Source organism: Conexibacter arvalis, from assembly GCF_014199525.1.
GTDB classification, from domain to species: Bacteria; Actinomycetota; Thermoleophilia; order Solirubrobacterales; family Solirubrobacteraceae; genus Conexibacter; species Conexibacter arvalis.
This window is the reverse complement of sequence record NZ_JACHNU010000004.1, coordinates 344,593-367,653: the sequence shown is the minus strand read 5'-3', so window position 1 is coordinate 367,653 and position 23,061 is coordinate 344,593. Positions and strand designations below refer to the sequence as shown.

Sequence of the window (23,061 nt, the reverse complement as noted above, 5' to 3'; positions counted from 1 at the left end):
GCCGGGGCGTGCAGTCTAGCATTGGGGTCGCATGGCTCCCGAGACCTCCAGCCCGGCCGCGGCCGCCAGATGGCTCGCGCGCAACGCGGTCGACTCGCTTCCGGCGGGCGGCCTGCAGCGCAAGCTGGAGGAGGCCGCGCGTGAGCGACGCCCGCTGCGCGCGAAGCTCGGGATCGACCCGACGGCGCCCGACATCCATCTCGGCTTCACCGTCGTGCTCGGGAAGCTGCGCGAGTTCCAGGACCTTGGGCACACGGTCGTGCTGATCATCGGCGACTACACCGCGCGCGTGGGGGACCCGAGCGGTCGCTCCTCGACGCGGCCGATCCTCTCCGGCGAGCAGATCGACGCCAACGCCAGGACCTTCCAGCAGCAGGCGATGAAGGTCCTCGATCCCGATCGGCTCGAGGTCCGCCGCAACGGCGAGTGGCTCGAGATGCCGACCGAGGACCTCTTCCGGCTCGTGCGCTCGACGACGGTCGCGCGGATCATGGAGCGCGACGACTTCGTCAAGCGCACCGCGGCGAGAGCGCCGATCTCGCTGCTGGAGCTGCTCTACCCGCTGCTGCAGGGCTACGACTCGGTCGCCGTCGACGCCGACGTCGAGCTCGGCGGCACCGACCAGAAGTTCAACCTGCTCCTGGGACGCGACATCCAGAGCGCCTACGGGAAGCCGGAGCAGGTGATCCTCACGATGCCGATCCTGCCGGGGATCGACGGCGAGCGGAAGATGTCGAAGTCGTTCGGCAACTACATCGGCGTGACCGAGCCGGCCGAGGAGATCTACGGCAAGACGCTGCGCCTTCCTGACGAGGCGATGGGCAGCTGGTACGACCTCCTGCTCGGCGAGCCCCTGCCGCCGGACGCCAACCCCCGCGACGCCAAGCGCGCGCTTGCCCGCAGGCTGGTCGCCCGCTTCCACGACGAGCGCGCGGCGGAGGCGGCGGAGCAGGCGTTCGACCGCATCCACCGCGAGCACCGGCCACCGGAGGAGATGCCCGATGCCCGGCTGGAGGCGAACGGCGACGGAGCCGTCCACCTGCCAGCCCTGCTTGCGAGCACCTTCGGTGTCTCGAGCTCGGAGGCGCGGCGGCTGTTGAAGCAGGGCGGGGTGAAGCTCGACGGGACCCCGCTGGCGGCGGAGCCGCTCGACCGGCCCGCATCCGAGTTGGACGGACGGGTCCTCCAGCTCGGCAAGCGTCGATTCGCCCGGCTGCGGGGCGACTGAGCGAGCGATGGCGGTCTCCGGAGGCAAGATGCGAGTGGAGACCGCCCCCGGCGACGGCCAGACCGCTGGCCTGAACGCCTCCCCGCGCGTGCGCGCGCGCATCGACTTCGCCGAACGCGGAGTCGCCGAGACCGCCGCCCGCCGCGCGGCGACCGCCAACGTTGCGGCTGCGCCCGGATGGGATCGGGCCGCGACCCGGCCCGCCAGGCAACCGGCCACCTCGCTTGTGCGGCGCGGCGACCCCGGGGAGGGGGACCGCATCGAGCCGCTCGCCCCTCGCGCGCGTACGCGCGCGTGCGCCGGCGCGCCCTGCGGCCAGCACCTGTCCGATCACCGGCGCCGCGAGCTGCGCGTGGCCGCTGCGACACGCGGAGCGAGTGGCCCTGCACGACCCGACCGGAGGCGACGGAACCCCGCCGAAAGCCGCCAGTAGAAATTTCTCCCGGCGGATTCTCCCCGCCACAGCTGGAAATCCCAGATTTTCGCCCCGGCGAGAAAGAGCGTCTACGCGCCAAAACGGCGCTCCAACGGGCCGAAAACGCCTGTCAGAGCACCGCTCGACCGGCCGAAAAGCCCGTCAGAACGGGAACTTTTGACGATTTCTTCACCCCAGAACGCATCTCGAAATCGACTCTGTATAGTTCTCGACGCGGCGCAGGACGGGCCGCCCGGAAGGACCAAGCGAAAGGTCGCACCGGGGAGTGGAAAGCGCAGTATCCTTCCACTCCGCGCCCGAGTGCGCTATACTTTCGCGCCCCGCTCTGAGAGCAGATAGCTCCCAGCGCGTGTCAGACGGAGGAGTCCCCTCCCGAGAGGCACGGCGGTCTTTGAAAACTCAACAGCATGTGCACCTGATCCACTGGGCTTCGGCCCATGAAGATCGGTGCGTCCAGGTTTCGAGTGGCCTGCTTCGTCTACGTCAGCGTGGCGAGGCAATCATACGGCCACACAGAGTCATTTGATTTACCCGTCCGGTGCTCCGAGTCTCCCGATTGTGTACATGGGAACTCCTCGTGTGAGCATCGCGACACTCTCTGAGAAGTACACGCAGTTCTTCACGGAGAGTTTGATCCTGGCTCAGGACGAACGCTGGCGGCGTGCCTAATACATGCAAGTGGAGCGACGAACCAGGGCTTGCCCTGGGGCAAAGCCGCGAACGGGTGAGTAACACGTGGGTAACCTGCCCTGATGATTGGGACAACCCGAGGAAACTCGGGCTAATACCAAATGTGCTCTTCGGCCTCAAGGCCGCTGAGGAAAGGTAGCTTCGGCTAACCGCATCAGGATGGGCCCGCGGCCCATTAGCTTGTTGGTGAGGTAACGGCTCACCAAGGCTCCGATGGGTAGCTGGTCTGAGAGGACGATCAGCCACACTGGGACTGAGACACGGCCCAGACTCCTACGGGAGGCAGCAGTAGGGAATCTTGCGCAATGCGCGAAAGCGTGACGCAGCAACGCCGCGTGGAGGAAGACGGCCTTCGGGTTGTAAACTCCTTTCAGTTGGGACGAAGCTTCGGTGGTGAATAGCCATTCGGAGTGACGGTACCTTCAGAAGAAGCCCCGGCTAACTACGTGCCAGCAGCCGCGGTAATACGTAGGGGGCGAGCGTTGTCCGGAATCATTGGGCGTAAAGCGCGTGTAGGCGGTTCGGTAAGTCTGCTGTGAAAGTCCAGGGCTCAACCCTGGAATGCCGGTGGATACTGCTGAGCTTGAGTCCGGAAGAGGCGAGTGGAATTCCTGGTGTAGCGGTGAAATGCGCAGATATCAGGAGGAACACCAATGGCGAAGGCAGCTCGCTGGGACGTGACTGACGCTGAGACGCGAAAGCGTGGGGAGCAAACAGGATTAGATACCCTGGTAGTCCACGCCGTAAACGATGGGCACTAGGTGTGGGGGGTGTCGACTCCCTCCGTGCCGACGCTAACGCATTAAGTGCCCCGCCTGGGGAGTACGGCCGCAAGGCTAAAACTCAAAGGAATTGACGGGGGCCCGCACAAGCAGCGGAGCATGTGGTTTAATTCGACGCAACGCGAAGAACCTTACCTGGGCTTGACATGTGCCTGACCGCCGTGGAAACACGGCTTCCCTTCGGGGCAGGTTCACAGGTGGTGCATGGCTGTCGTCAGCTCGTGTCGTGAGATGTTGGGTTAAGTCCCGCAACGAGCGCAACCCCCGTCGCATGTTGCCAGCATTTAGTTGGGGACTCATGCGAGACTGCCGGTGACAAACCGGAGGAAGGTGGGGATGACGTCAAGTCATCATGCCCCTTATGTCCAGGGCTACACACGTGCTACATTGGCGCGTACAGAGGGCTGCGATACCGCGAGGTGGAGCGAATCCCTTAAAGCGCGTCTCGGTTCGGATTGCAGGCTGAAACTCGCCTGCATGAAGGCGGAGTTGCTAGTAATCGCGGATCAGCATTGCCGCGGTGAATACGTTCCCGGGCCTTGTACACACCGCCCGTCACACCACGGGAGTGAGCAACACCCGAAGCCGGTGGCCTAACCCGCAAGGGAGGGAGCCGTCGAAGGTGGGGCTCGTGACTGGGGTGAAGTCGTAACAAGGTAGCCGTAGCGGAAGCTGCGGCTGGATCACCTCCTTTCTAGGGAAGGCTTTTCACGAAGCCGTCCGATCGCTTGTCGATCGGAACCTCGAATGTCGACCGAGACCTGGTCGTGCAGCACGCCGAGCAAGTGCTCGGTGGAGCCGCATACATGCTGTTGAGTTTTGAGAGACCGGCTCCCGCCGGTCCTTCCGCTTGTCTGAGACACGGAAGGGAGAGCGGGAGCGACGCCTCTCCACGGACCTTGAAAACTGCACAGTAGCCAATGAAACGGGTATCACCGATCATTTCGTAAAGATTGATCAAGATCACCGTCAAGATAGTAAGGGCACACGGTGGATGCCTTGGCACCTAGAGTCGATGAAGGACGTGAACGGCTGCGATAAGCCGCGGTGAGGCGCTGAATAGCCTTTGACCCGCGGATTTCCGAATGGGGAAACCCAACGTCGGTAATGCGACGTTACCGCCCGGTGAACACATAGCCGGGAGGGAGACAAGCGGGGGAAGTGAAACATCTCAGTACCCCGAGGAAAGTAAATCAACCGAGACTCCCTGAGTAGTGGCGAGCGAAAAGGGACCAGCCCAAACCTGTTGTGTGTAAGCGGCCACGCGTTGCGCAGCAGGGGTTGTAGGGCGTTTGTTCCGGGGTGTGGCTGCCCCGGCGGAAGTTACAAAGTCACGCAGTAGTCGAAGAGCCTGGAACGGCTCACCAAAGAGGGCAACCGTCCCGTAGACGAAACTCCGTGACCTTCCGTCAAGCGTTCCTGAGTAAGTCCGCGCCCGTGAAACGCGGACTGAAGCTGGGGGGACCACCCTCCAAGGCTAAGTACTCCTAGGTGACCGATAGCGGACTAGTACCGTGAGGGAAAGGTGAAAAGTACCCCGGAAGGGGAGTGAAATAGTACCTGAAACCGCGTGCCTACAAGCGGTGGGAGCAGACTTGTTCTGTGACCGCGTGCTTTTTGCATAACGAGCCGGCGAGTTACTCGTCTGCGGCAAGGTTAAGCGATGAGCGGAGCCGTAGCGAAAGCGAGTCCGAACAGGGCGACAGAGTCGTAGGCGGTAGACCCGAAACTGAGCGAGCTACCCATGGGCAGGTTGAAGCGGGGGTAAGACCTCGTGGAGGACCGAACCGACCTAGGTTAAAAACTGGGCGGATGACCTGTGGGTCGGAGTGAAAGGCTAATCAAGCTCAGTGATATCTGGTTCTCTCCGAAATATATTTAGGTATAGCCTCGGATAAATTTGCGTATTGGCCGTAGAGCACTGTTTGGACGCGGGGCCCCACCAGGTTACCAACTTCAGGCAAACTCCGAAGACCATTACGTTTACTCCGGGAGTCAGTTGCTGGGGGATAAACTTCAGCGTCAAGAGGGAAACAGCCCAGACCGCCAGCTAAGGTCCCTAAATGCTAGCTAAGTGGCAAACGATGTTCGAGTGCATAGACAACCAGGAGGTTGGCTTAGAGGCAGCCACCCTTGAAAGAGTGCGTAACAGCTCACTGGTCAAGTGTTCGAGCGCGGATAATGTAACGGGGCTTAAGCTAGCTACCGAAGCTGCGGGTGTGTGAGACCTTCGGGTCGATCACGCGGTAGGAGAGCGTTCCGATGCCAGTAAAGCGGCGGGGTAACCCAGCCGTGGAGGCTTCGGAAGTGAGAATGCCGGCATGAGTAACGAAAGAGGGGTGAGAATCCCCTCCACCGATTGCCCAAGGATTCCTGAGTAAAGTTCGTCTGCTCAGGGTTAGTCGGGACCTAAGGCGAGGCCGAAAGGCGTAGTCGATGGCTAACAGGTTGATATTCCTGTACCACGTCGTGTTCGCTTGACCGATGGGGGGACGGGGAAGGCTACGGGAACCCAGGCGATGGTCGTCCTGGGGTAAGCATGTAGGGGTGGACCTAGTGAAATGCGGGTCCGCATAACCTGAGGTGCGATGCCAGCTGGCTTCGAGCCGGCGAGTCCCTTACGCCATGCCTCCGAGAAAAGCCTCTAGGGAGAACACACGTGCCCGTACCAAAACCGACACAGGTGGGCAAGTAGAGAATACTAAGGTGATCGAGATAACCCTCGTTAAGGAACTCGGCAAAATCGCCCCGTAACTTCGGGATAAGGGGCGCCCTAGTAGGGTGATGGTCTTCGCGACCGGAGCCCGAGGGGGCCGCAGTGAATAGGTCCAAGCGACTGTTTACCAAAAACACAGGTCTCTGCTAAGTCGAAAGACGACGTATAGGGGCTGACGCCTGCCCGGTGCCGGAAGGTTACGTGGAGGTGTTAGGGTTCGCCCGAAGCACCGAAGCTAAGCCCCGGTAAACGGCGGCCGTAACTATAACGGTCCTAAGGTAGCGAAATTCCTTGTCGGGTAAGTTCCGACCTGCACGAATGGCGTAACGACTTGGACGCTGTCTCAACGAGGGGCTCGGTGAAATTGCAGTCTCGGTGAAGATGCCGGGTACCCGCGGCTAGACGGAAAGACCCCGTGAACCTTTACTACACCCTGGTATTGGAATTCGGTGCATTTCGCTCAGGATAGGTGGGAGGCTTGGAAGCGCTGGCTGCGGCTGGCGTGGAGCCAACCTTGAGATACCACCCTTGATGTATTGGGTTTCTAACACCGCGCCGTGAATCCGGGCGGTGAACAGTGCCAGGCGGGTAGTTTGACTGGGGCGGTCGCCTCCCAAAATGTAACGGAGGCGTACAAAGGTTCCCTCAGTACGGTTGGAAATCGTGCGAAGAGTGCAAAGGCAGCAAGGGAGCTTGACTGCGAGACCGACAGGTCGAGCAGGTGCGAAAGCAGGTCTTAGTGATCCGGCGGTAGCAAGTGGAAGTGCCGTCGCTCAACGGATAAAAGGTACTCCGGGGATAACAGGCTTATCGAGCCCAAGAGTCCACATCGACGGCTCGGTTTGGCACCTCGATGTCGGCTCGTCGCATCCTGGGGCTGAAGTTGGTCCCAAGGGTTGGGCTGTTCGCCCATTAAAGCGGTACGCGAGCTGGGTTCAGAACGTCGTGAGACAGTTCGGTCCCTATCTGCCGTGGGCGTTGGAGAGTTGAGAGGATTTGTCCCTAGTACGAGAGGACCGGGATGAACGCACCTCTGGTGTATCTGTTGTCCTGCCAAGGGCATCGCAGGTTAGCTACGTGCGGATCGGATAACCGCTGAAGGCATCTAAGCGGGAAGCCGGCCTCAAGATGAGCTCTCCCATCCCCTTGAGGGAGTAAGAACCCTGGAAGACCACCAGGTTGATAGGCCAGATCTGGAAGAGCAGCAATGCTTGTAGGAGACTGGTACTAATTGTTCGAGGGCTTGACGGATTTTGATACCCGTCTCAGTGGCGCTGTGCAGTTTTGAAGGCCCGTGGAGGCCGCGTTCTCTCCGCTTCGACGGAGGACGAGCGCGAATCCGCGTGGTCTCGCAATGTTTCCGGTGGCTATAGCGAGAGGGAAACACCTCTTCCCATTCCGAACAGAGCCGTTAAGCCTCTCAGCGCCGATGGTACTTGGCCCGAAAGGGCCTGGGAGAGTAGGACGCCGCCGGTTCTTGATTGAGCCCCAGCCGCTTCTAGCGGCTGGGGCTTTTTTTCGTTGGCGGGACGGGTGCCCGGCGTCGGTGAGCTGCGCCTGCCGATCAGCGGCTCGCCGGCGATCGCCCCTCGTGCGGGACCAAGCCGCGTCCTCCACAGGTAGGCGCGGCGCCGAGCCGCTGCGTTGGCGATGCGTCCGTCTTGATGGTGCGCGCGACGGCGACGGCGTGGCGTTGGTGATGCGCCGGCGTCGGTGGCGCTGGCGCGTTGATGACGGCGCTGCGTTGCCGATGGGCCTGCGCGTGGCGCTGGCGCGTTGGTGACGGCGCTGCGTTGGTGATGCGGCCGCCTCGATGGCGCAGGCGCGTTGCTGGTGCGGCCGCCTCGAAGGCGCACGCCCCTCGCGGTGCTCGGGCGCCGGGTCGGTGACGCATCTCAGACGCTTACGCCGATGTGCGATGAGCAGGGACGCTGAGCTCTCAGTCGTGAGCGCGCATGCCGCTGGTGCGGTGCCTACAGCACGGGGAGCGATGCTCAGGGTCGGCTGTTCGGGGCCGAACGCCGGGGGCTTCAGGTGAGCGGTGACGACGGCGCTGTGGTGCGCGAGGTCCGCGCACGGCGTGTGTCCGCGAGGGGCGTCGTGCATGGCGCCGGGATCGGAGAGACCGTGCCGGCGCGGCGGGCCCGGGTCTCACGGAGACGGCGCGGACGATGCGGCCGATGCGGCTCGAGCAGCGGTGCGGCAGCAAGCTCGGCGTAGAGGTCGCCGCCGGCGATCCGTGCGGGCTCGGGGTTCGCGGGGTGGCGGCCGACGTCGCTGCCGCCGGAGCCGGTCGCCTCGTCGACGTCGACCGGGCGAAGCACGGCCTCGGCGAGGTCCAGCAGCGCCGCGGCCAGCAGTCTTGGAGTGCGCGAAGAGAACATGTGTTCGTGAAGGTAGAACGTGTCTCGGATGGAATCGCGTCGGCGGTCGCTGCGGCTGGGCTGAAGTCCGAAAAGCCCAATGTTCACGGGCAGAGATCGTGCATTGACGTGCAAGAGATGTTGCAGGGGATGCGAGCGCACGTTCGGCCGAGGTGATCCCGTCAGCGCCCCGGGCGCCCACCCGCGTGGCGGTCGTGCCGGTTCCCGGCCGCGCCGGTCAGGGGCCAGCCGGGATACGGGACCGTTGGCCATCGCGAGAGAGGGGCCGCCGTGCGATGGGGTGGATGCTCGGCGAGGGGTGGGTCGCCGCCGGCGGTGCCCGAGCGGCGGGACGCTCTGCGGAAGGGGCTTGCGCGGACGGCGCGGTCGCAAGCGGCCTGGCGTCGCGGCGTACCGGTGCGAGCGGCGAGCAGGTGGACGAGACGCGCGCGTGTCCGGTGCGGGCCGGGCGGCGGGGCGGCTGGCGCGGGCGGGGCCGCGGGGCGGCTGGTGCGGGCGGGGCGGCTGGCGCGGGCCGGGCGGCGGGGCGGCTGGCGCGGGCGGGGCGGCGGGGCGGCTGGTGCGGGCGGGGCGGCTGGTGCGGGCCGGGCGGCGGGGCGGCCGGCGCGGGCCGGGCGGCGGGGCGGCTGGCGCGGGCCGGGCTGGAGGGGCAGGCGTGCGGGCCGGGCTGCAGGGGCCAGACGGGCGGGCCGGTGGGGTTGCCCCGCCCGGGATGGGGGCGGTGGACGCTCAGCTGGTGCTGAGCGTCGACCAGACCTCGATCTTGGTGCGGATCCGTTCGATGACGGCATCGGTGAACTCGGTCGTGCCGGCATGGCCGCCGAGGTCCGGGGTCTTGATGCCGCCGGCGATCGCCTCGAGCACCGACTCGTAGATCGCACGGGAGGCGCGCTCGGCGCCGCGATGGCCGCGCTCGGCCGCGTGGCGCAGCACGGCGCCGCCGGCGAGCAGCATCGCCATCGGGTTGGCGACGTCCTTGCCTCTCAGCGCCGGGGCGGTGCCGTGGGGCGCCTCGGCCATCGCGACCTGCGTCTCGTAGTTCTCGTCGAAGGAGAGCAGGACCGACTCGGCGCCGGCGATCGAGCCGAACATCGGCAGCACGAGATCCGACAGGCAGTCGCCGTCGCGGTTGAGCGCCGGGACGACGAGCGGCTGGTCGGCGGCACCGCCGACGAGACCGGCGTAGGTCGCGTCGATCAGCACCGGCTCGTACTGGACGTCGCCGTGGCGCGCCGCGGCCGCGTCCATCTCCTCCTTCAGCATCCCCTCGTAGACGGGGGAGACGGTCCACTTCGGGCCGCCGTAGACGCGCGCCTGCATCGCGCGCGCGGCGCGGAAGGCGTACTCGGAGACGGCGCGGCAGGTCGAGCGGGTGACGTGCTCGGTGCGGTAGGCGACCTCGTCGGCGGCGCCGGCGTCGCCCTCGCGCCACTGCTTGGCGCCGTAGGCGTCCTCGATCGCCATCCGCACGATCGAGATCGGATAGTGGACGCCGGCGATCGGCGTCACGCCCGGGATCCGGCGACCGGTGCGGATGATCACCTTCCCGTCGACCTCCTCGCGGAGGATGCGGTTGGGCGAGCCGACGTCGTCGGCGCCCTCGGGGGTGATCGTCGCGGCCTTGATGCCGAAGCCGCTCGCGCGCATCGCGACGGCGGCCTCGTGCACGACCGCGTTGTCGGTCGCGCGGCGGTTCTCCAGCGAGAGGTCGAAGCGCTCCAGCTCCAGCGGGAGGCCCGTGACTTCGGGGTCGAGCACGCGGACGGCCTGCTCAAGCAGCTCCTGGCCGGTCTCGTCGCCCTCGAGGATGGTGATCTTCAGCGGCTCAGGCACGCCGGTGACGATAGCCCAAGGGTCCGCACCGGAAACCTGTCGGCGACCCCGGTGCGATCGGCTGCTACGGGGTGGTCGGGGGCCCGGCGGCGGGCGGCGCTAGGGTGCCCGGGCATGAACGCGGAGAGATGCACATGGTGCGGCGTCGAGGTCGGCGGCGACGAGGGGTATCGCGTCGCCGAGCAGGCCGGCGAGCGGCTCGCCGTCTTCTGCCGCCTCGAGCACGTCGTCCCGTGGGCGATCCAGGGGCCCCACTGGGAAGCCGGGACGCTGCGCGAGCAGCCGCGCGAGGAGCCGGCGCTGAGCGAGTGCGCGCACTGCGGCGCCGCGGTCGACGACACGCGCGTGCTCGCGGTGCGGCATCGAGGCGAGTACCGGATCGCCGACGCGTTCTGCACGACCGACCACCTGCGCGCCTGGGCGGCGGCCGGCGGGCGGTGGCGGTAGGGGCGGAGGGGCGCGCGTTGGGGTCGGCGGGCGGTAGGGCGTGGGGCGGTCGCGTGTCGGGGCGGTGGCGGTTGGGGGCGGGGCGGCGCGCGTTGGGGACGGCGGGGGCGAGGCGGCGGGCGCTCGGGCGCAGTCGGCGGGCGGTGGGGCGGCGCGGCTGCGGGCGAGCGGTCAGCTGTCGCCGGCGCTGGAGCGACTGGCGGTGGCGCCCACGGCGGGGCGGGCGGCCGGGGGCTTGAGGGTGGCGCGGAGGGCGATCGAGACGATCGCGCCGACGACGGGGCCGGCGCAGGCGAGCACGAGCGCCCAGCGGACGTCGGCGACCTCGACGATCACGCCCGCGAGCGCGGCGCCGGCGGCGGCGCCGGCGACGTTGGCGGTCATCATCCAGGTCGTCGCCTCGGTCGTCGTGCCGGGCGGGGCGACGTGGTCGATCAGCAGGTAGGCCGCCGCGGCCGACGGCGCGAGCGCGAGGCCGGCGATCGCGATCATCACCGCCATCATCGGGATCGAGTCGGCGAGCAGCAGCGGCAGCGTGCCGACCGCCAGCACGACGTGCAGCACGATGAACCGCTCCACGACCGGGCTCGACCACGTCCGGGCGCCGTACCAGATGCCGCCGAGGACGCTCGAGACGGCCATCACCGACAGCAGGATGCCGGCGATCTCGGCCTTCTCGCCGTGCGCGACGGCGAACGCCGGCATCGCGACCTCGATCGCGCCGAACGAGATCCCGGTCGGCACGATCGCCAGCATCAGCGTCCGCATCCCCGGCGAGCCGAGCGCACCGGCGGCGCTGCGCTCGATCGTCTCGCTGCGCCACTCGCGCGACAGCGAGCCGGTCGCGAAGCCGAGCGTGCCGATCAGGCTCAGCGCGATCGCGACGATCAGCGCCATGCTCGTCGAGCTCAGCGCGATCAGCACCGTCACGATGATCGGGCCGATGATGAAGAAGAACTCCGACACGATGCCCTCGAACGTGTAGGCCGTGTTGCGGGCGTCGGTGTCGTGCTCGAAGACCCTCGCCCACACCGACCGCATGCACGCGCCGAGCGGCGGCAGCGCCGCCCCGCCGAGGAACGCGAACGCCGCCAGCGCCCAGGTCGGCGCGCCGTGGCGGGCGCACAGCAGCACGCCGATGACGGCGAGCGCGTTCGCGATCGTCGACGGGATCAGCACCGCCGGCTGGCCGAAGCGGTCGACCAGCCGTCCCTGGATCGGCGCCAGCACCCCGGCGCCGATCGCCCACGCGGCGCTGGTGGCGCCGGCCTGCGCGAACGACCCGGTCTCGGCTCTCACGAGCAGCACGATCGCGAGCGAGAAGATCCCGATCGGGATGCGGCCGATCAGCAGCGAGACGATCAGGCGCGTCGCCCCGGGCGGGCGCACGAGCACGCGGTAGGCGCCGAGCATCAGGCAGCCGTGTCGGGGCGTTGCGACGGGGCGTCGGAGGGGCCGGAGGGCGGTGTCGACGCCGGGCCGTCGGCGTCGCCGCGGTCGAGCAGCACGTCCTCGCGCTCGGCCAGCGCCGCGATCACGAACGCGACGTGCTCGTCGAAGTCGACGCCGAGATCGGCGGCGCCGCGGCGGAGGTGATCGCGGTCGATCGCCGCCGCGAAGCTCGCTGTCTTCATCTTCTTCTTGACCGACTTCGGCGTCATGCCACGCAGGCCCTTGGGTCGGACGTACGCGCACGCGAGGACGAACCCGCAGAGCTCGTCGACGGCGTACAGCGCCCGCTCCAGCTCCGAATCGCGCGACAGCTCCATCTCGTCCGCGTGCGATCCGATTGCTCGAATCATCTCATCCGGATAGCCGCGACGCGACAGCTCCGCCATCGCGACCCGCGGGTGGCCGTCGGTCAGCGACGGATGCCGCTCGTAGTCGAGATCGTGAAGCAGGCCGGTGATGCCCCACAATTCTTCGTCGCCGCCAAGTTGGCGCGCATACGCTCGCATCGCTGCTTCCACCGCGAGCATGTGACGCCGCAGCGACGGCGATTCGGTCCACTCGCAGAGGAGGGTCCATGCCTCGTCGCGCGAAATCCCCCCTGGCATGGCTGTTACCCTAGCTCAGCACTCCGGCCCCGACGCAATCCGTGTGACCGACCTGCGGGGCCGGCGTCGCCATCCCCCTCTCATGGATAAGTTCGTCATACAAGGCGGCGTGCCGCTGTCCGGAACGTTCGTGCCCGCGGGCAACAAGAACGGCGCGCTGCCGATCCTGGCCGCCGCGTTGCTCACGGACGACGAGGTCATCGTCCGCAACGTGCCGCGCATCAGCGACGTGCAGGCCCAGATCGAGCTGATCGCCGACCTCGGGGCGCGCGCCGACTGGGTCGACGACAACGTCGTCGCGATCCGCGCCGACGGCGTCGGCAAGACCGACCTCGACCGCAGGCTGTCGGAGCGGATTCGCGCGTCGTTCCTGCTCGCCGGCCCGCTGCTCGCCCGCTTCGGCCGCGCGCTGATGCCGCCGCCCGGCGGCGACGTGATCGGCCGCCGCCGGCTCGACCCGCACCTCGACGCCTTCCGGGCGCTCGGCGCGACGATCGAGCACGACCGCGACATCCTGCTGACCGCGCCGCGCGGCCTCACGGCCTGCGACTTCCTGATGGACGAGCCGTCTGTCATGGCGACCGAGAACGCCCTGATGGCGGCCGCGCTGACGCCCGGCGCGACGGTGATCCGCAACGCCGCCTCCGAGCCGCACGTCCAGGACCTCGCGCGCATGCTCGTGAAGATGGGTGCCGCGATCGACGGCATCGGCTCCAACGTGATGACCGTCCACGGCGTCGATCGGCTCCGCGGCTGCGACCACAGCGTCGGCCCCGACCACATCGAGATCGGCTCCTTCATGGCGCTCGCCGGCGTGACCGGCGGCGAGCTGCTGATCAAGGACACCTATCCCGAGGACCTGCGGATGATCCGCCTCGTCTTCGCCCGCCTCGGCCTCGAGACCGAGATGCGCGGCAACGACATGTTCGTCCCCGGCGGTCAGAAGCTCGTCATCACCAACGACGCCGGCGGCTACCAGCCGAAGGTCGAGGACGGGCCGTGGCCGGCCTTCCCCGCCGACCTGACCTCGATCGCGCTCGCACTGGCGACGCAGTCTGAGGGCTCGGTCATCATCCACGAGAAGATGTTCGAGAACCGGCTCTTCTTCACCGACAAGCTGCAGCTGATGGGCGCCGCGATCACGATCTGCGACCCGCACCGGGCGCTGGTCGTCGGGCAGCGCCGCCTGCGCGGCGAGCGGGTCGAGTCGCCGGACATCCGCGCCGGCATGGCGATGCTGATCGCCGCCCTCTGCGCCGAGGGCACGACGGAGATCGGCAACATCCGCCAGATCGACCGCGGCTACGAGCGGATCGACGAGCGCCTGCGCGCGCTCGGCGCGCGCATCGAGCGCGTCGAGGACAGCGAGCGCATCCACGCCCACTGAGGGAGGGTCCCGTGATCCACCCGATCCCCAGCGGCACGCGCGACGTGCTGCCCGACGAGATGCGAGAGCTGCGCGCGATCCTCGCGGCCGCGCACGGCGTCTTCGACGCGGCCGGCTACGGCGAGGTCTCGACGCCCGCGCTCGAGTACGAGGACACGCTCGCGATCGGCGGCGTCGGCGGCGCGCTGCCGGCCTACCGGCTGTTCGACGAGCAGGGCGCCGTGCTGACGCTGCGCTCGGACATGACGGTGCCGATCGCGCGCCTCGTCGCGACCCGCTTCGCGACCGCCGAGCCGCCGCTGCGCCTCTGCTACGTCGCGCACGCCTACCGCGGCGTGCGGCCGCAGCGCGGCCAGTCGCGCGAGTTCCTGCAGGCCGGGATCGAGCTGATCGGCGCGCCGGCGCCGGAGGGCACCGCCGAGGCGCTGACCGTCCTCTGCGACACGCTCGACGCCGTCGGGCTGAAGCGGTACCGGATCGGCCTCGGCGACGTGGCGCTCTACCAGCAGCTGCTCGACGCGAGCGGCATCGAGGGTGAGCCGCGCGCGCGGATCCTCAACGAGCTGGTCACGCGCGACTTCGTCGGCCTCGAGCGCGAGATCGACGAGCTGCGGCTCGACGACGCCGCGGCGATCGAGCGGCTGAAGCGGATCCCGCAGCTGCGCGGCGGGCCGGAGGTGCTCGCACGGCTCGACGGCGCCGGCCACGCGGCGGCCGAGGGGCTGCGCTCGGTCCACGCGCTGCTGGAGCCGCGCGTCGCCGAGCGGGTGATCTTCGACCTCGGCCTCGTGCGCAAGCTCGACTACTACAGCGGCGCTATCTTCGAGGTCTACGACCCGACGCTGGGCGTCACGCTCGGCGGCGGCGGCCGCTACGACGACCTGCTCGGCCGCTTCGGCCGCCCGCTGCCGGCCGTCGGCTGGGCGCTGACCGTCGAGCGGCTGCACATCGCGCTGGCCGGGGAATCCTCGCCTGGCGGCTCGGATTCCCTTGGAAGAACTCGCCCGGAGGCTCGTTCTTCCGACGGAAGGGAACGCACTTCTGGCCCGGGGGTTCGTTCTTCCGGCGAGGAGGCGCGGGCGTGAGCGCGCTGCAGGAGAGGCTGACGATCGCCGTGCCGCGTGGGGCGCTGATGCGCGAGGCGCTCGACCTGCTCGACACGATCGGGATCGACACCAGCGAGGTCCGCGCCAACGACCGCAAGCTGCTGTTCGAGGAGGTCGGCATCGTCACGATGCGGCCCTCCGACGTGCCGACCTACGTCGAGGCCGGCGCCGCCGACATCGGCATCACCGGCAAGGACGTGCTGATGGAGCAGTCCGAGCGCGAGGTCTACGAGCTGCTCGACCTCGGCTTCGGCCGCTGCGTGATGGTGCTCGCCTCCGTCGCCGGCGACGACCCCGCCGCCGAGGCGCTGCGCCGCCTCGGCGTGATGCGCGTCGCCACCAAGTACCGCAAGATCGCGATGGCCCACTTCGAGCGCACCGGCCGCCAGGCCGAGATCGTCGAGGTGAAGGGCTCGGTCGAGCTGGCGCCGCTGACCGGGATGGTCGACGCGATCGTCGACCTGACCGCGACCGGCACGACGCTGCGCGAGAACGGCCTCGTCGTGCGCGAGGAGATCGTCGTCTCGACCGCGCGGCTGATCGCCAACCCGGTCGCCCACAAGCTGAAGGCGGCCGCGATCGACGACCTGCTGGAGCGGCTGCGTGCGGCTTGAGCGCCGCACGCTCGCCAGTGCGCAGGGCGCCGCGGCGCTCGCCGCGGAGCTGCGTGCGCTCGTGCCCGCCGGCGCCTCGGTCGCCGAGCCGGTCGCCGCGATCCTCGCCGACGTGCGCGAGCGCGGCGACGCGGCAGTCGTCGAGCTGACGCGCCGCCACGACACCGGCGGCGCCGAGCCGAAGCCGCTGCGCGTCGACTTCGACGAGCTGGAGGCGGCGCTCGCCGGCCTCGACCCGCAGGTCCGCGCCGGACTCGAGGTCGCCGCGCAGAACATCGGCGTCGTCGCCGCGCTCGGCGTCGACGACGAGCGCGAGGCGACGCTCGGCCACGGCCAGACGGTCCGCCTGCGCGAGGTCCCGGTCCGCCGCGCCGCCGTCTACGTCCCCGGCGGCCGCGCCCCGTACCCGAGCACGGTGCTGATGGGCGTCGTGACGGCGGTGGCGGCCGGCGTCGAGGAGGTCGTGCTGTGCGCGCCGCCCGGGCACGACGGCGACGTCCACCCGGCGATCCTGGCGGCGGCCGAGCTGGCCGGCGCGAGTGAGGTCTTCCGGATGGGCGGGGCGCAGGCGGTCGCGGCGCTCGCCTTCGGCACCGAGACGGTCGCGCCGGTCGACGTGATCGTCGGCCCCGGCTCGCTGTGGGTCCAGGAGGCCAAGCGCCAGGTCTCGGCCGCCGGCCTCGTCGGGATCGACGGCTTCGCCGGGCCCAGCGACGTGCTGGTCGTGCTCGACCACGGCGCCGACGTGCGGCTCGCCGCGCTCGACCTCCGCGCCCAGGCCGAGCACGGCGCCGACAGCCTCGTGATCGCGGTCTCGCCGGACGCCACCGCGCTCGACGCCCTGTCGGACGGGCTGGCGCGGGTCGATGAGCCCGGTGCCGGTGCGCTCGTGCAGACCGCCGACCTCGACGACGCGCTCGCGCTCGCGAACGCCTTCGCGCCCGAGCACCTCGAGCTGATCGGCCCCGGCGCCGAGGCGCTCGCGCCGCGGGTCCGCAACGCCGGCTGCCTGTTCGTCGGCAGCACCGGCGCGACCGCCTTCGGCGACTACGTCGCCGGCTCCAACCACACGCTGCCGACCGACGGCGCCGCCCGCTTCGCCTCCGGCCTCTCGGCCCGCCACTTCCGCCGCCGCATGGCGGAGGTGCGGATCCCCGACGCGGCCGCGGCGACGCTCGCGCCCGCCGGCGTCGCGATCGCGCGCGCCGAGGGCTTCGAGATCCACGCGCAGTCGATGGAGGCGCGGGTGCCCCGTCAAGGGGCTCGGAATCCGCCGTTGAGGGAGAATCCACCGTCATGAGCGACCGCACCGCGACGATCGACCGCAAGACCGGCGAGACCGACATCCGCCTGACGCTCGACCTGGAGGGCACGGGCGAGGGCGAGCGCACGACCGGCGTCGGCTTCTTCGACCACATGCTCGACCTGCTCGCGCGCCACGGCCGGCTCGACCTGACCGTCGACGCGAGGGGCGACCTGGAGACCGGCGCCCACCACACGGTCGAGGACGTCGGCATCTGCATCGGGCAGGCGCTCGACCGCGCGCTCGGCGATCGCCGCGGGATCTTCCGCTACGGCTCGGCGACCGTCCCGATGGACGAGGCGCGCGCCTCCTGCGCGATCGACATCTCCGGCCGCGCCTTCGTCGCCTGGGAGGTCTCGCTGCCGCCCGGCGCGATCGGCAACTTCGACCACGAGCTGGCCGAGGAGTTCTTCCGTGCGGTCGCCGGCAACGCGAGAATGGCGCTGCACCTGACGGTCGAGGCCGGCACCAACGTCCACCACATCGTCGAGGCGCTCTTCAAGGCGTTCGCGCGCGCGCTGCGCGCCGCGGTCGCGATCGATCCGACCGAGACCGGCGTGCCCTCCACCAAGGGGACGCTCACAGCGTGACCGGAACGCCGCAGACCGGAAGAGCGAGCTCCCCGGGCGAGTTCCTCCAAGGCGATGCAAGGCCGCAGGCCGCGGCGTCGCCCAAGATCGCCATCCTCGACTACGGGATGGGCAACCGCCGCTCGGTCGAGAAGGCGTTCGAGCAGGTCGGCGCGCGGCCGCTGATCACGCGCGACCACGACGCCGCGCGCGCCGCCGACGGCGTCGTCGTCCCCGGCGTCGGCGCCTTCCCGCGCGCGATGCGCAACCTGCGCGAGCTGGGGCTCGACGAGCTGGTGCGCGAGCGCGCCGCCGCCGGCGTCCCGGTGCTCGGGATCTGCCTCGGCATGCAGCTGCTGTTCGAGCGCTCGGTCGAGGTCGAGCCGGCCGAGGGCCTGGGGCTGCTCGGCGGCCACGTCCGCCCGCTCGACGCGCGCGGCCAGCGCGTCCCGCACATCGGCTGGAACGTCGTCCGCTTCGAGCACGCCACGCGCCTCAACGCCGGGCTGCCGCAGGAGGTCGCCTTCTACCACGTCCACTCGTTCGTGGTCGAGCCGTCCGACGCGGGCGACGCGCTCGGCACCGCCGAGTACGGCGAGCGCTTCGTCAGCGCCGTCGCGCGCGGCAACGTCTACGGCGTCCAGTTCCACCCGGAGAAGTCGTCGCGGCTCGGCCTGCGGCTGCTCCAGAGCTTCAGCGCCGCCTGCGAAGGCGCCGCCGACCCGTCCTCCCACGACACCACCCGCGCCGCATGATCCTCTACCCCGCAATCGACATCCGCGGCGGCAGCGCCGTCCGCCTCAGACAGGGCGACTTCGGCGACGAGACCGTCTACGACGCCGACCCGTTGAGCGCCGCGCGCGCCTGGGTCGAGGGCGGCGCCAGATGGCTCCACGTCGTCGACCTCGACGGCGCCCGCGACGGCAGACCGGCCAACCTCCACCACCTCGAGCGGATCGCCGGCGAGCTGGGCGTCCCGGTCGAGTTCGGCGGCGGCCTGCGCTCGCGCGCGTCGGTCGACGCCGCCGTCGCCGCCGGCGCCGAGCGGGTGATCCTTGGCACCGCCGCCTTCACCGACGTCGACTTCCTCGACGACGTCGTCGCCGCCTACGGCGAGCGGGTCGTCGTCTCCGTCGACGTGCGCGGCGGCAAGGTCGCCAGCTCCGGCTGGAAGGAGCAGACCGAGATGGAGGCGACCGCGGTGATCGAGCATCTCCAACGCCGCGGCGTGAAGAAGCTCGTCTACTCGAACATCGAGCGCGACGGCATGCTGACCGGCCCCGACGTCGACGAGGTCCGCCGGATCGCCGAGTCGGTCAGAGGCAGCTTCATCTACTCCGGCGGGATCGGCACGCTCGACCACCTCGCGGCGCTCGCCGGGCTGCGCCAGGTCAACCTCAACGGCGTGATCGTCGGCAAGGCGCTGTACGAGCGGAAGTTCACCGTCGCCGAGGCGCTCGGCGCGCTGAAGCCGCCGGCGAGGGGCTGAGGGGCGGCGATGCACGCCAAGCGCGTCATCCCCTGCCTCGACGTCGACGCCGGCCGCGTCGTGAAGGGCACGAACTTCGTCGGCCTGAGAGATGCCGGCGATCCGATCGAGCTGGCAGAGCGCTATGACGCCGCGGGCGCCGACGAGCTCGTCTTCCTCGACATCACCGCGACCTCCTCGCAGCGCGAGACGGTCGTCGAGCTGGCGCGCCGCACGGCCGACAACGTCTTCATCCCGTTCACGATCGGCGGCGGGATCCGCTCGGTCGCCGACGCGCAGGCGGTGCTCGACGCCGGCGCCGACAAGGTCGCCGTCAACTCGGCCGCGGTCAAGCGCCCGCAGCTGATCGACGAGCTGGCCGAGCAGTTCGGCGCCCAGTGCGTCGTGCTCGCGATCGACGCGAAGCAACGGGAGGACGGCTCCGGCTGGGAGGTCTACGTCGCGGGCGGCCGCACGCCGACCGGGCGCGACGCGGTCGCGTGGGCGCGCGAGGGCGCCGAGCGCGGGGCGGGGGAGATCCTGCTCACGAGCATGGACCGCGACGGCAGCAACGACGGCTACGACCTGCCGCTGACCAGCGCGGTTGCCGAGGCGGTGACGATCCCGGTGATCGCCTCCGGCGGCGCCGGCGAGCTCGACCACCTCGTCGAGGCGCTGGAGGCCGGCGCCGACGCGGTCCTGTGCGCGTCGATCCTCCACTACGGCAGATTCACCGTCGCGCAGATCAAGGAGCGCCTGGCGGCCGCCGGCGTCTCGATCCGCGCGCTCGAGGGCTGAATCCGCTCCGCGCGCGGCCCCGGCGGGCCGCGCGGCGCCTCGCTCGGCAGCCCGGCGGGCGAGCCGGCGCGGCGCGATCTGCTTGATTCAGTCGGCGCGAGAACGGGGCGCCGCGCGCCGCCGCGCCACGCGGCGAGGCGGCGCGGAGCAGCGCTTGACCGTCCGTCGAGCGGGGAGTACGGTCGCCGGACGCCGACGCACCGGAGCAGGGCGCGTCGGTTGCCCGGCGAGCGACCAGGCGAGGGGGCCGTGGCGGTGGGGAATCGGAGCGACGCGACGCCGCCGGCCGCGCGACAGCTGCGCGCGGGCCTGCGCGTGCTCGGCGCGCTGCTGTTGATCGGCGCGCCGCTGTGCGTGCTCGGAGCGCTCGTCGGTCCGGCGCGCGGCTTCTTCGCCGCGCAGCCGTTCGTCGCCGGCGCGGCCGGGAAGGCGGCGCTGCTCGGAGCGACCGCGCTCTACGCGGCCGGCGACCTGCGCCGGCGGCTGGCGCTCGCGCTCGTCGTGCTCGTCGCCCACGCCGCCTCGGTCGCGCTCGCGCTGCTGGCGCTCGCCGCCGCCGCGACCGGCGGCGCCGCCGACCTCGGCCCGCTCGACACGACCGTCGCGACCGTGCTGTGGGCGCTCGTCGCGCTCGACGGCGCGATCGCGCTCGCGCTCGGCCTGCTGATCGCACCGGCGTGGCGGGCGGGGCCCGCGGCGGGCGGGGCGCGCGGCGGCGCGGCGGGCGGTCCGGCGCGGGACGACGGCGAGACGGGCCGGGGCGCGAGCGGCGGCCGCGCGCTGATCGCCGCGGCGTCGGCGCTCGCCGCGGCGCCGGACCCGCTGGCGCCGCCTGGGCCGCCGACCGCGGCCGAGCGGCGGGTGGGGCGGCTGTGCCGAGCGCTCGCCGGCGTCGCAGCGCTCGCGGCCGCGAGCTGCGTCGCCGGCTTCCTGCTGCACGGCACGCGCGACGCCTTCGCGCAGCTGCCGTTCGTCGTCGGCACCGCCGTGCTGGCGGTCGGCGTCGGACTGCTCGCGGCGCTCGTCGCGCGCGACGTGCGCGCCAACCTGCCGCTGACCGGGCCGCTCGCCGTCGGGCTCCTCGTGCCGGCGGTCGCGGCGCTCGCCTTCCTGCCGTTCACCGACCTCGACCGGCCGTTCCCGCTGTTCGGCTGGGAGCCGGGCGTCTGGCTCGCACTCGTCGTCCTGATCGCCGTCGCGGGCGCGCTCGCGGCGGCGCTGCTGCGCGCCGTGGGCACGGCGTGGCGGGCGCGCGAGCGGATCGTCCACCTCGCGCCGCTGCAGCAGCGGGCGCTGCTCGCGCTCGCCGACACGCTCATCGACGGTCGGCACGAGGAGCGGGTCCCGCCGCGCGACGTCGCCGCCAACGTCGAGGGGTACCTTGGCGCGATCAGGGCCAAGCGCGCATGGGGCCACCGAACCGTGCTGACCGCGCTCGAGCTGCGGCCGCTGCTGGCGGCGTGGCCGCCGCTGTCGCAGATCGAGCCGGCGGCGCGGCGCGCCTTCCTGGAGCGGCGGTTCCTGCATCCGCCGCCGTGGCCGCGGTTCGCCAAGAACCCGACGCAGGTGACGATCCGCGTCGGCCAGCAGCTGTCGTTCGCCGGCTACTACAACGACCCGCGCTCGTGGAGATCGATCGGCTACGTGCCCTTCTCGCGGCGCGGCCGCCCGACCGAGCGCGCGGCGCCGCTGAGACTGGAGGTCGAGCTGCCCGACGCGGTCGAGGGCGACCTGCTGCGCGCCGACGTCTGCGTCGTCGGCAGCGGCGCCGGCGGCGCGATCGTCGCCTACGAGCTGGCGAGAGCCGGCCGCGACGTGCTGCTCCTCGAGCGCGGCCCGTACGTCCAGCCGCACGAGTTCAGCGAGGACGAGGTGGCGATGATCGGGCGCCTGTACGGCGACGGGATCATGCAGCAGAGCCGCGACTTCCGCTTCACGATCCAGCAGGGCGGCTGCGTCGGCGGCTCGACGACCGTCAACAACGCGGTCTGTTCCCGCGCCCCCGACGCCGCGCTCGCGCGCTGGAACGACCCGGCGCGCCACGACGCGCGGATCGACCTCGGGCGGCTCGCCGACAGCTACGCCGACGTCGAGCGCTTCCTCGGCGTGCACACGCAGGACGACGCGGTGCTCAACCGCTCCGGCGAGCGCTTCCTCGCAGGCGCCGAGGCATCCGGCCTGGCGCCGGACCGCCTCGAGGTCGGCGTCGTGCGCGCGAACGTCGCCGACTGCGTCGGCTGCGGATATTGCAACATCGGCTGCGCCTACGGCCGCAAGCTGTCGATGCTCGACCGCACCCTCCCGCGCGCCCAGGCCGACTTTCCGGGACGGGTGCGGATCGTCGCCGAGTGCGACGTCGAGCGGATCGTCACGCGCCGCGGCCGCCACGGCGGGCCGGCGCGCGCGGTGGGACTGCGCGCGCGCCTCGGCGGCCGCGCGATCGGGATCGTCTGCGAGGACGTCGTCATCGCGGCCGGCGCGATCGCGTCGAGCCATCTGCTGCTGCGCAGCGGGATCGGCGGCCGCTTCGGGCCGGGACCGCGGCTGCCGGTCGGGCGTGGGCTCGGCTTCAACATCGGCGCGCCGCTGACCGCCGAGCTGCCGGATGCGGTCAACGCCTACGACGGCCTCCAGATCTCCCACCACGGCCTTCCGCGCCGCGAGTCGGGCTACGTCTTCGAGACCTGGTCCAACCCGCCGGTCGCGCAGGCGCTCGCCATGCCCGGTTGGTTCGAGCGCCACTTCGAGAACATGCGCTGCTACGACCGGCTGATGGCGGTCGGGGTGATCTCCGGGACCGCCGGCAACGCGCGCGTCAGACGGGCGCTGACCGGCGGCGCCGACGTCGACTACCGGCCGTTGCCGGAGGACCTGCGCCGGCTCGGCCGCGGTCTCCAGCAGCTCGGCCGGCTGCTGTTCGCGGCCGGCGCCAAGCGGGTGATGCTCAACACGTGGGGCTACGACGAGCTGCGCTCGCCGGCCGAGCTGAGCCGGATCCCGCGGCTGGTCGACGATCCCGACTACGTCACGCTCGGCACCGGCCATCCGCAGGGCGGCAACGCGATCGCGGCCGACCCGCGCCGCGGCGTCGTCGACGAGCGGTTCGCCGTCCACGGCTTCGCGAACCTGCACGTCTGCGACGCGAGCGTCTTCCCGGCGACGATCACCGTCAACCCGCAGCTGACGGTGATGGCGCTGGCGCACTACGCGGCGCCGCTGATCGCCGCGGGCGGCGGCTGAGCG

The 23,061-nt window shown here is 70.3% G+C and carries 15 protein-coding genes and 3 rRNA genes; 15 read left to right on the top strand and 3 right to left on the bottom strand.

Annotated features, from left to right (window positions below):
- Positions 1-31: 31 nt before the first annotated feature.
- The 5 genes from tyrS to BDZ31_RS16235 all read left to right on the top strand — a co-directional run bounded on the left by tyrS (position 32) and on the right by BDZ31_RS16235 (position 8,392).
- Positions 32-1,228 (top strand): tyrosine--tRNA ligase, encoded by a 1,197-nt coding sequence (tyrS, locus tag BDZ31_RS16255; RefSeq protein ID WP_183343385.1) that lies wholly within the window; start codon positions 32-34, stop codon positions 1,226-1,228.
- Between the two features lie 1,054 nt (positions 1,229-2,282).
- Positions 2,283-3,830: ribosomal RNA gene (locus BDZ31_RS16250) — 16S ribosomal RNA — on the top strand.
- Positions 3,831-4,103: 273 nt separating this feature from the next.
- Positions 4,104-7,103 (top strand): 23S ribosomal RNA (locus tag BDZ31_RS16245).
- 108 nt (positions 7,104-7,211) lie between these two features.
- Positions 7,212-7,328 (top strand): 5S ribosomal RNA (rrf, locus tag BDZ31_RS16240).
- The 16S, 23S and 5S rRNA genes sit together here, the layout of an rRNA operon.
- 704 nt (positions 7,329-8,032) lie before the next feature.
- Positions 8,033-8,392 carry a hypothetical protein gene (locus BDZ31_RS16235; protein ID WP_183343384.1) on the top strand — a complete coding sequence of 120 codons (360 nt, stop codon included), beginning with the start codon at positions 8,033-8,035 and terminating at the stop codon, positions 8,390-8,392.
- A gap of 573 nt (positions 8,393-8,965) precedes the next feature.
- Here BDZ31_RS16235 and BDZ31_RS16230 read toward each other — a convergent pair.
- On the bottom strand, positions 8,966-10,069 hold the full coding sequence (locus BDZ31_RS16230) for an isocitrate/isopropylmalate family dehydrogenase (RefSeq protein WP_183343383.1): 1,104 nt from the start codon (positions 10,067-10,069) through the stop codon (positions 8,966-8,968).
- A 114-nt stretch (positions 10,070-10,183) separates the two neighbouring features.
- On the opposite strand from BDZ31_RS16230, the gene BDZ31_RS16225 reads away from it, so the two are divergent.
- Positions 10,184-10,516 (top strand): hypothetical protein, encoded by a 333-nt coding sequence (locus BDZ31_RS16225; protein WP_183343382.1) that lies wholly within the window; start codon positions 10,184-10,186, stop codon positions 10,514-10,516.
- 171 nt (positions 10,517-10,687) lie between these two features.
- Here BDZ31_RS16225 and BDZ31_RS16220 read toward each other — a convergent pair whose 3' ends face one another.
- Entirely contained in the window at positions 10,688-11,929 is a 1,242-nt protein-coding gene (locus BDZ31_RS16220) for an MFS transporter (RefSeq protein ID WP_183343381.1), read from the bottom strand.
- On the bottom strand, positions 11,929-12,573 hold the full coding sequence (locus BDZ31_RS16215) for an HDIG domain-containing metalloprotein (RefSeq protein ID WP_183343380.1): 645 nt from the start codon (positions 12,571-12,573) through the stop codon (positions 11,929-11,931). The genes BDZ31_RS16220 and BDZ31_RS16215 overlap by 1 nt, the downstream gene beginning before the upstream one ends.
- Before the next feature lie 82 nt (positions 12,574-12,655).
- Between BDZ31_RS16215 and murA the strand changes: the two genes are divergently transcribed.
- The 9 genes from murA (at position 12,656) to BDZ31_RS16170 (ending at position 23,058) form a co-directional block, all read left to right on the top strand.
- Entirely contained in the window at positions 12,656-13,960 is a 1,305-nt protein-coding gene (gene murA / locus BDZ31_RS16210) for a UDP-N-acetylglucosamine 1-carboxyvinyltransferase (RefSeq protein WP_183343379.1), read from the top strand.
- Between the two features lie 11 nt (positions 13,961-13,971).
- Positions 13,972-15,045 carry an ATP phosphoribosyltransferase regulatory subunit gene (gene hisZ / locus BDZ31_RS16205; RefSeq protein ID WP_183343378.1) on the top strand — a complete coding sequence of 358 codons (1,074 nt, stop codon included), beginning with the start codon at positions 13,972-13,974 and terminating at the stop codon, positions 15,043-15,045.
- Complete coding sequence (hisG, locus tag BDZ31_RS16200; RefSeq protein WP_343075608.1) at positions 15,042-15,680, top strand: ATP phosphoribosyltransferase; 639 nt, start codon at positions 15,042-15,044, stop codon at positions 15,678-15,680. Before hisZ ends, hisG begins: the two co-directional genes overlap by 4 nt.
- On the top strand, positions 15,670-16,980 hold the full coding sequence (hisD, locus tag BDZ31_RS16195) for a histidinol dehydrogenase (RefSeq protein WP_183343377.1): 1,311 nt from the start codon (positions 15,670-15,672) through the stop codon (positions 16,978-16,980). The genes hisG and hisD overlap by 11 nt, the downstream gene beginning before the upstream one ends.
- On the top strand, positions 16,977-17,573 hold the full coding sequence (gene hisB / locus BDZ31_RS16190) for an imidazoleglycerol-phosphate dehydratase HisB (protein ID WP_183343376.1): 597 nt from the start codon (positions 16,977-16,979) through the stop codon (positions 17,571-17,573). The genes hisD and hisB overlap by 4 nt, the downstream gene beginning before the upstream one ends.
- Positions 17,570-18,307, top strand: coding sequence for an imidazole glycerol phosphate synthase subunit HisH (hisH, locus tag BDZ31_RS16185; protein WP_343075607.1), 738 nt, complete (start codon positions 17,570-17,572; stop codon positions 18,305-18,307). The genes hisB and hisH overlap by 4 nt, the downstream gene beginning before the upstream one ends.
- Entirely contained in the window at positions 18,304-19,041 is a 738-nt protein-coding gene (gene hisA, locus BDZ31_RS16180; RefSeq protein ID WP_183343375.1) for a 1-(5-phosphoribosyl)-5-[(5-phosphoribosylamino)methylideneamino]imidazole-4-carboxamide isomerase, read from the top strand. Before hisH ends, hisA begins: the two co-directional genes overlap by 4 nt.
- Before the next feature lie 9 nt (positions 19,042-19,050).
- Positions 19,051-19,818, top strand: a complete 768-nt coding sequence (hisF, locus tag BDZ31_RS16175; protein ID WP_183343374.1) for an imidazole glycerol phosphate synthase subunit HisF — start codon at positions 19,051-19,053, stop codon at positions 19,816-19,818.
- 255 nt (positions 19,819-20,073) lie between these two features.
- Positions 20,074-23,058: a GMC family oxidoreductase N-terminal domain-containing protein gene (locus tag BDZ31_RS16170; RefSeq protein WP_183343373.1), complete on the top strand. Its 2,985-nt coding sequence runs from the start codon at positions 20,074-20,076 to the stop codon at positions 23,056-23,058.
- The last annotated feature ends 3 nt before the right edge of the window (positions 23,059-23,061 follow it).

What these genes read in the sequence shown, in the direction of transcription:
- BDZ31_RS16225 (WP_183343382.1), top strand. Translation starts at nt 10,184, where the DNA reads ATGAACGCGGAGAGATGCACATGGTGCGGCGTCGAGGTCGGCGGCGAC.
- hisF (WP_183343374.1), top strand. Translation starts at nt 19,051, where the DNA reads ATGCACGCCAAGCGCGTCATCCCCTGCCTCGACGTCGACGCCGGCCGC.
- hisA (WP_183343375.1), top strand. Translation starts at nt 18,304, where the DNA reads ATGATCCTCTACCCCGCAATCGACATCCGCGGCGGCAGCGCCGTCCGC.
- BDZ31_RS16220 (WP_183343381.1), bottom strand. Translation starts at nt 11,929, where the DNA reads ATGCTCGGCGCCTACCGCGTGCTCGTGCGCCCGCCCGGGGCGACGCGC.
- BDZ31_RS16235 (WP_183343384.1), top strand. Translation starts at nt 8,033, where the DNA reads ATGCGGCTCGAGCAGCGGTGCGGCAGCAAGCTCGGCGTAGAGGTCGCC.
- BDZ31_RS16215 (WP_183343380.1), bottom strand. Translation starts at nt 12,573, where the DNA reads ATGCCAGGGGGGATTTCGCGCGACGAGGCATGGACCCTCCTCTGCGAG.
- murA (WP_183343379.1), top strand. Translation starts at nt 12,656, where the DNA reads ATGGATAAGTTCGTCATACAAGGCGGCGTGCCGCTGTCCGGAACGTTC.
- hisB (WP_183343376.1), top strand. Translation starts at nt 16,977, where the DNA reads ATGAGCGACCGCACCGCGACGATCGACCGCAAGACCGGCGAGACCGAC.
- tyrS (WP_183343385.1), top strand. Translation starts at nt 32, where the DNA reads ATGGCTCCCGAGACCTCCAGCCCGGCCGCGGCCGCCAGATGGCTCGCG.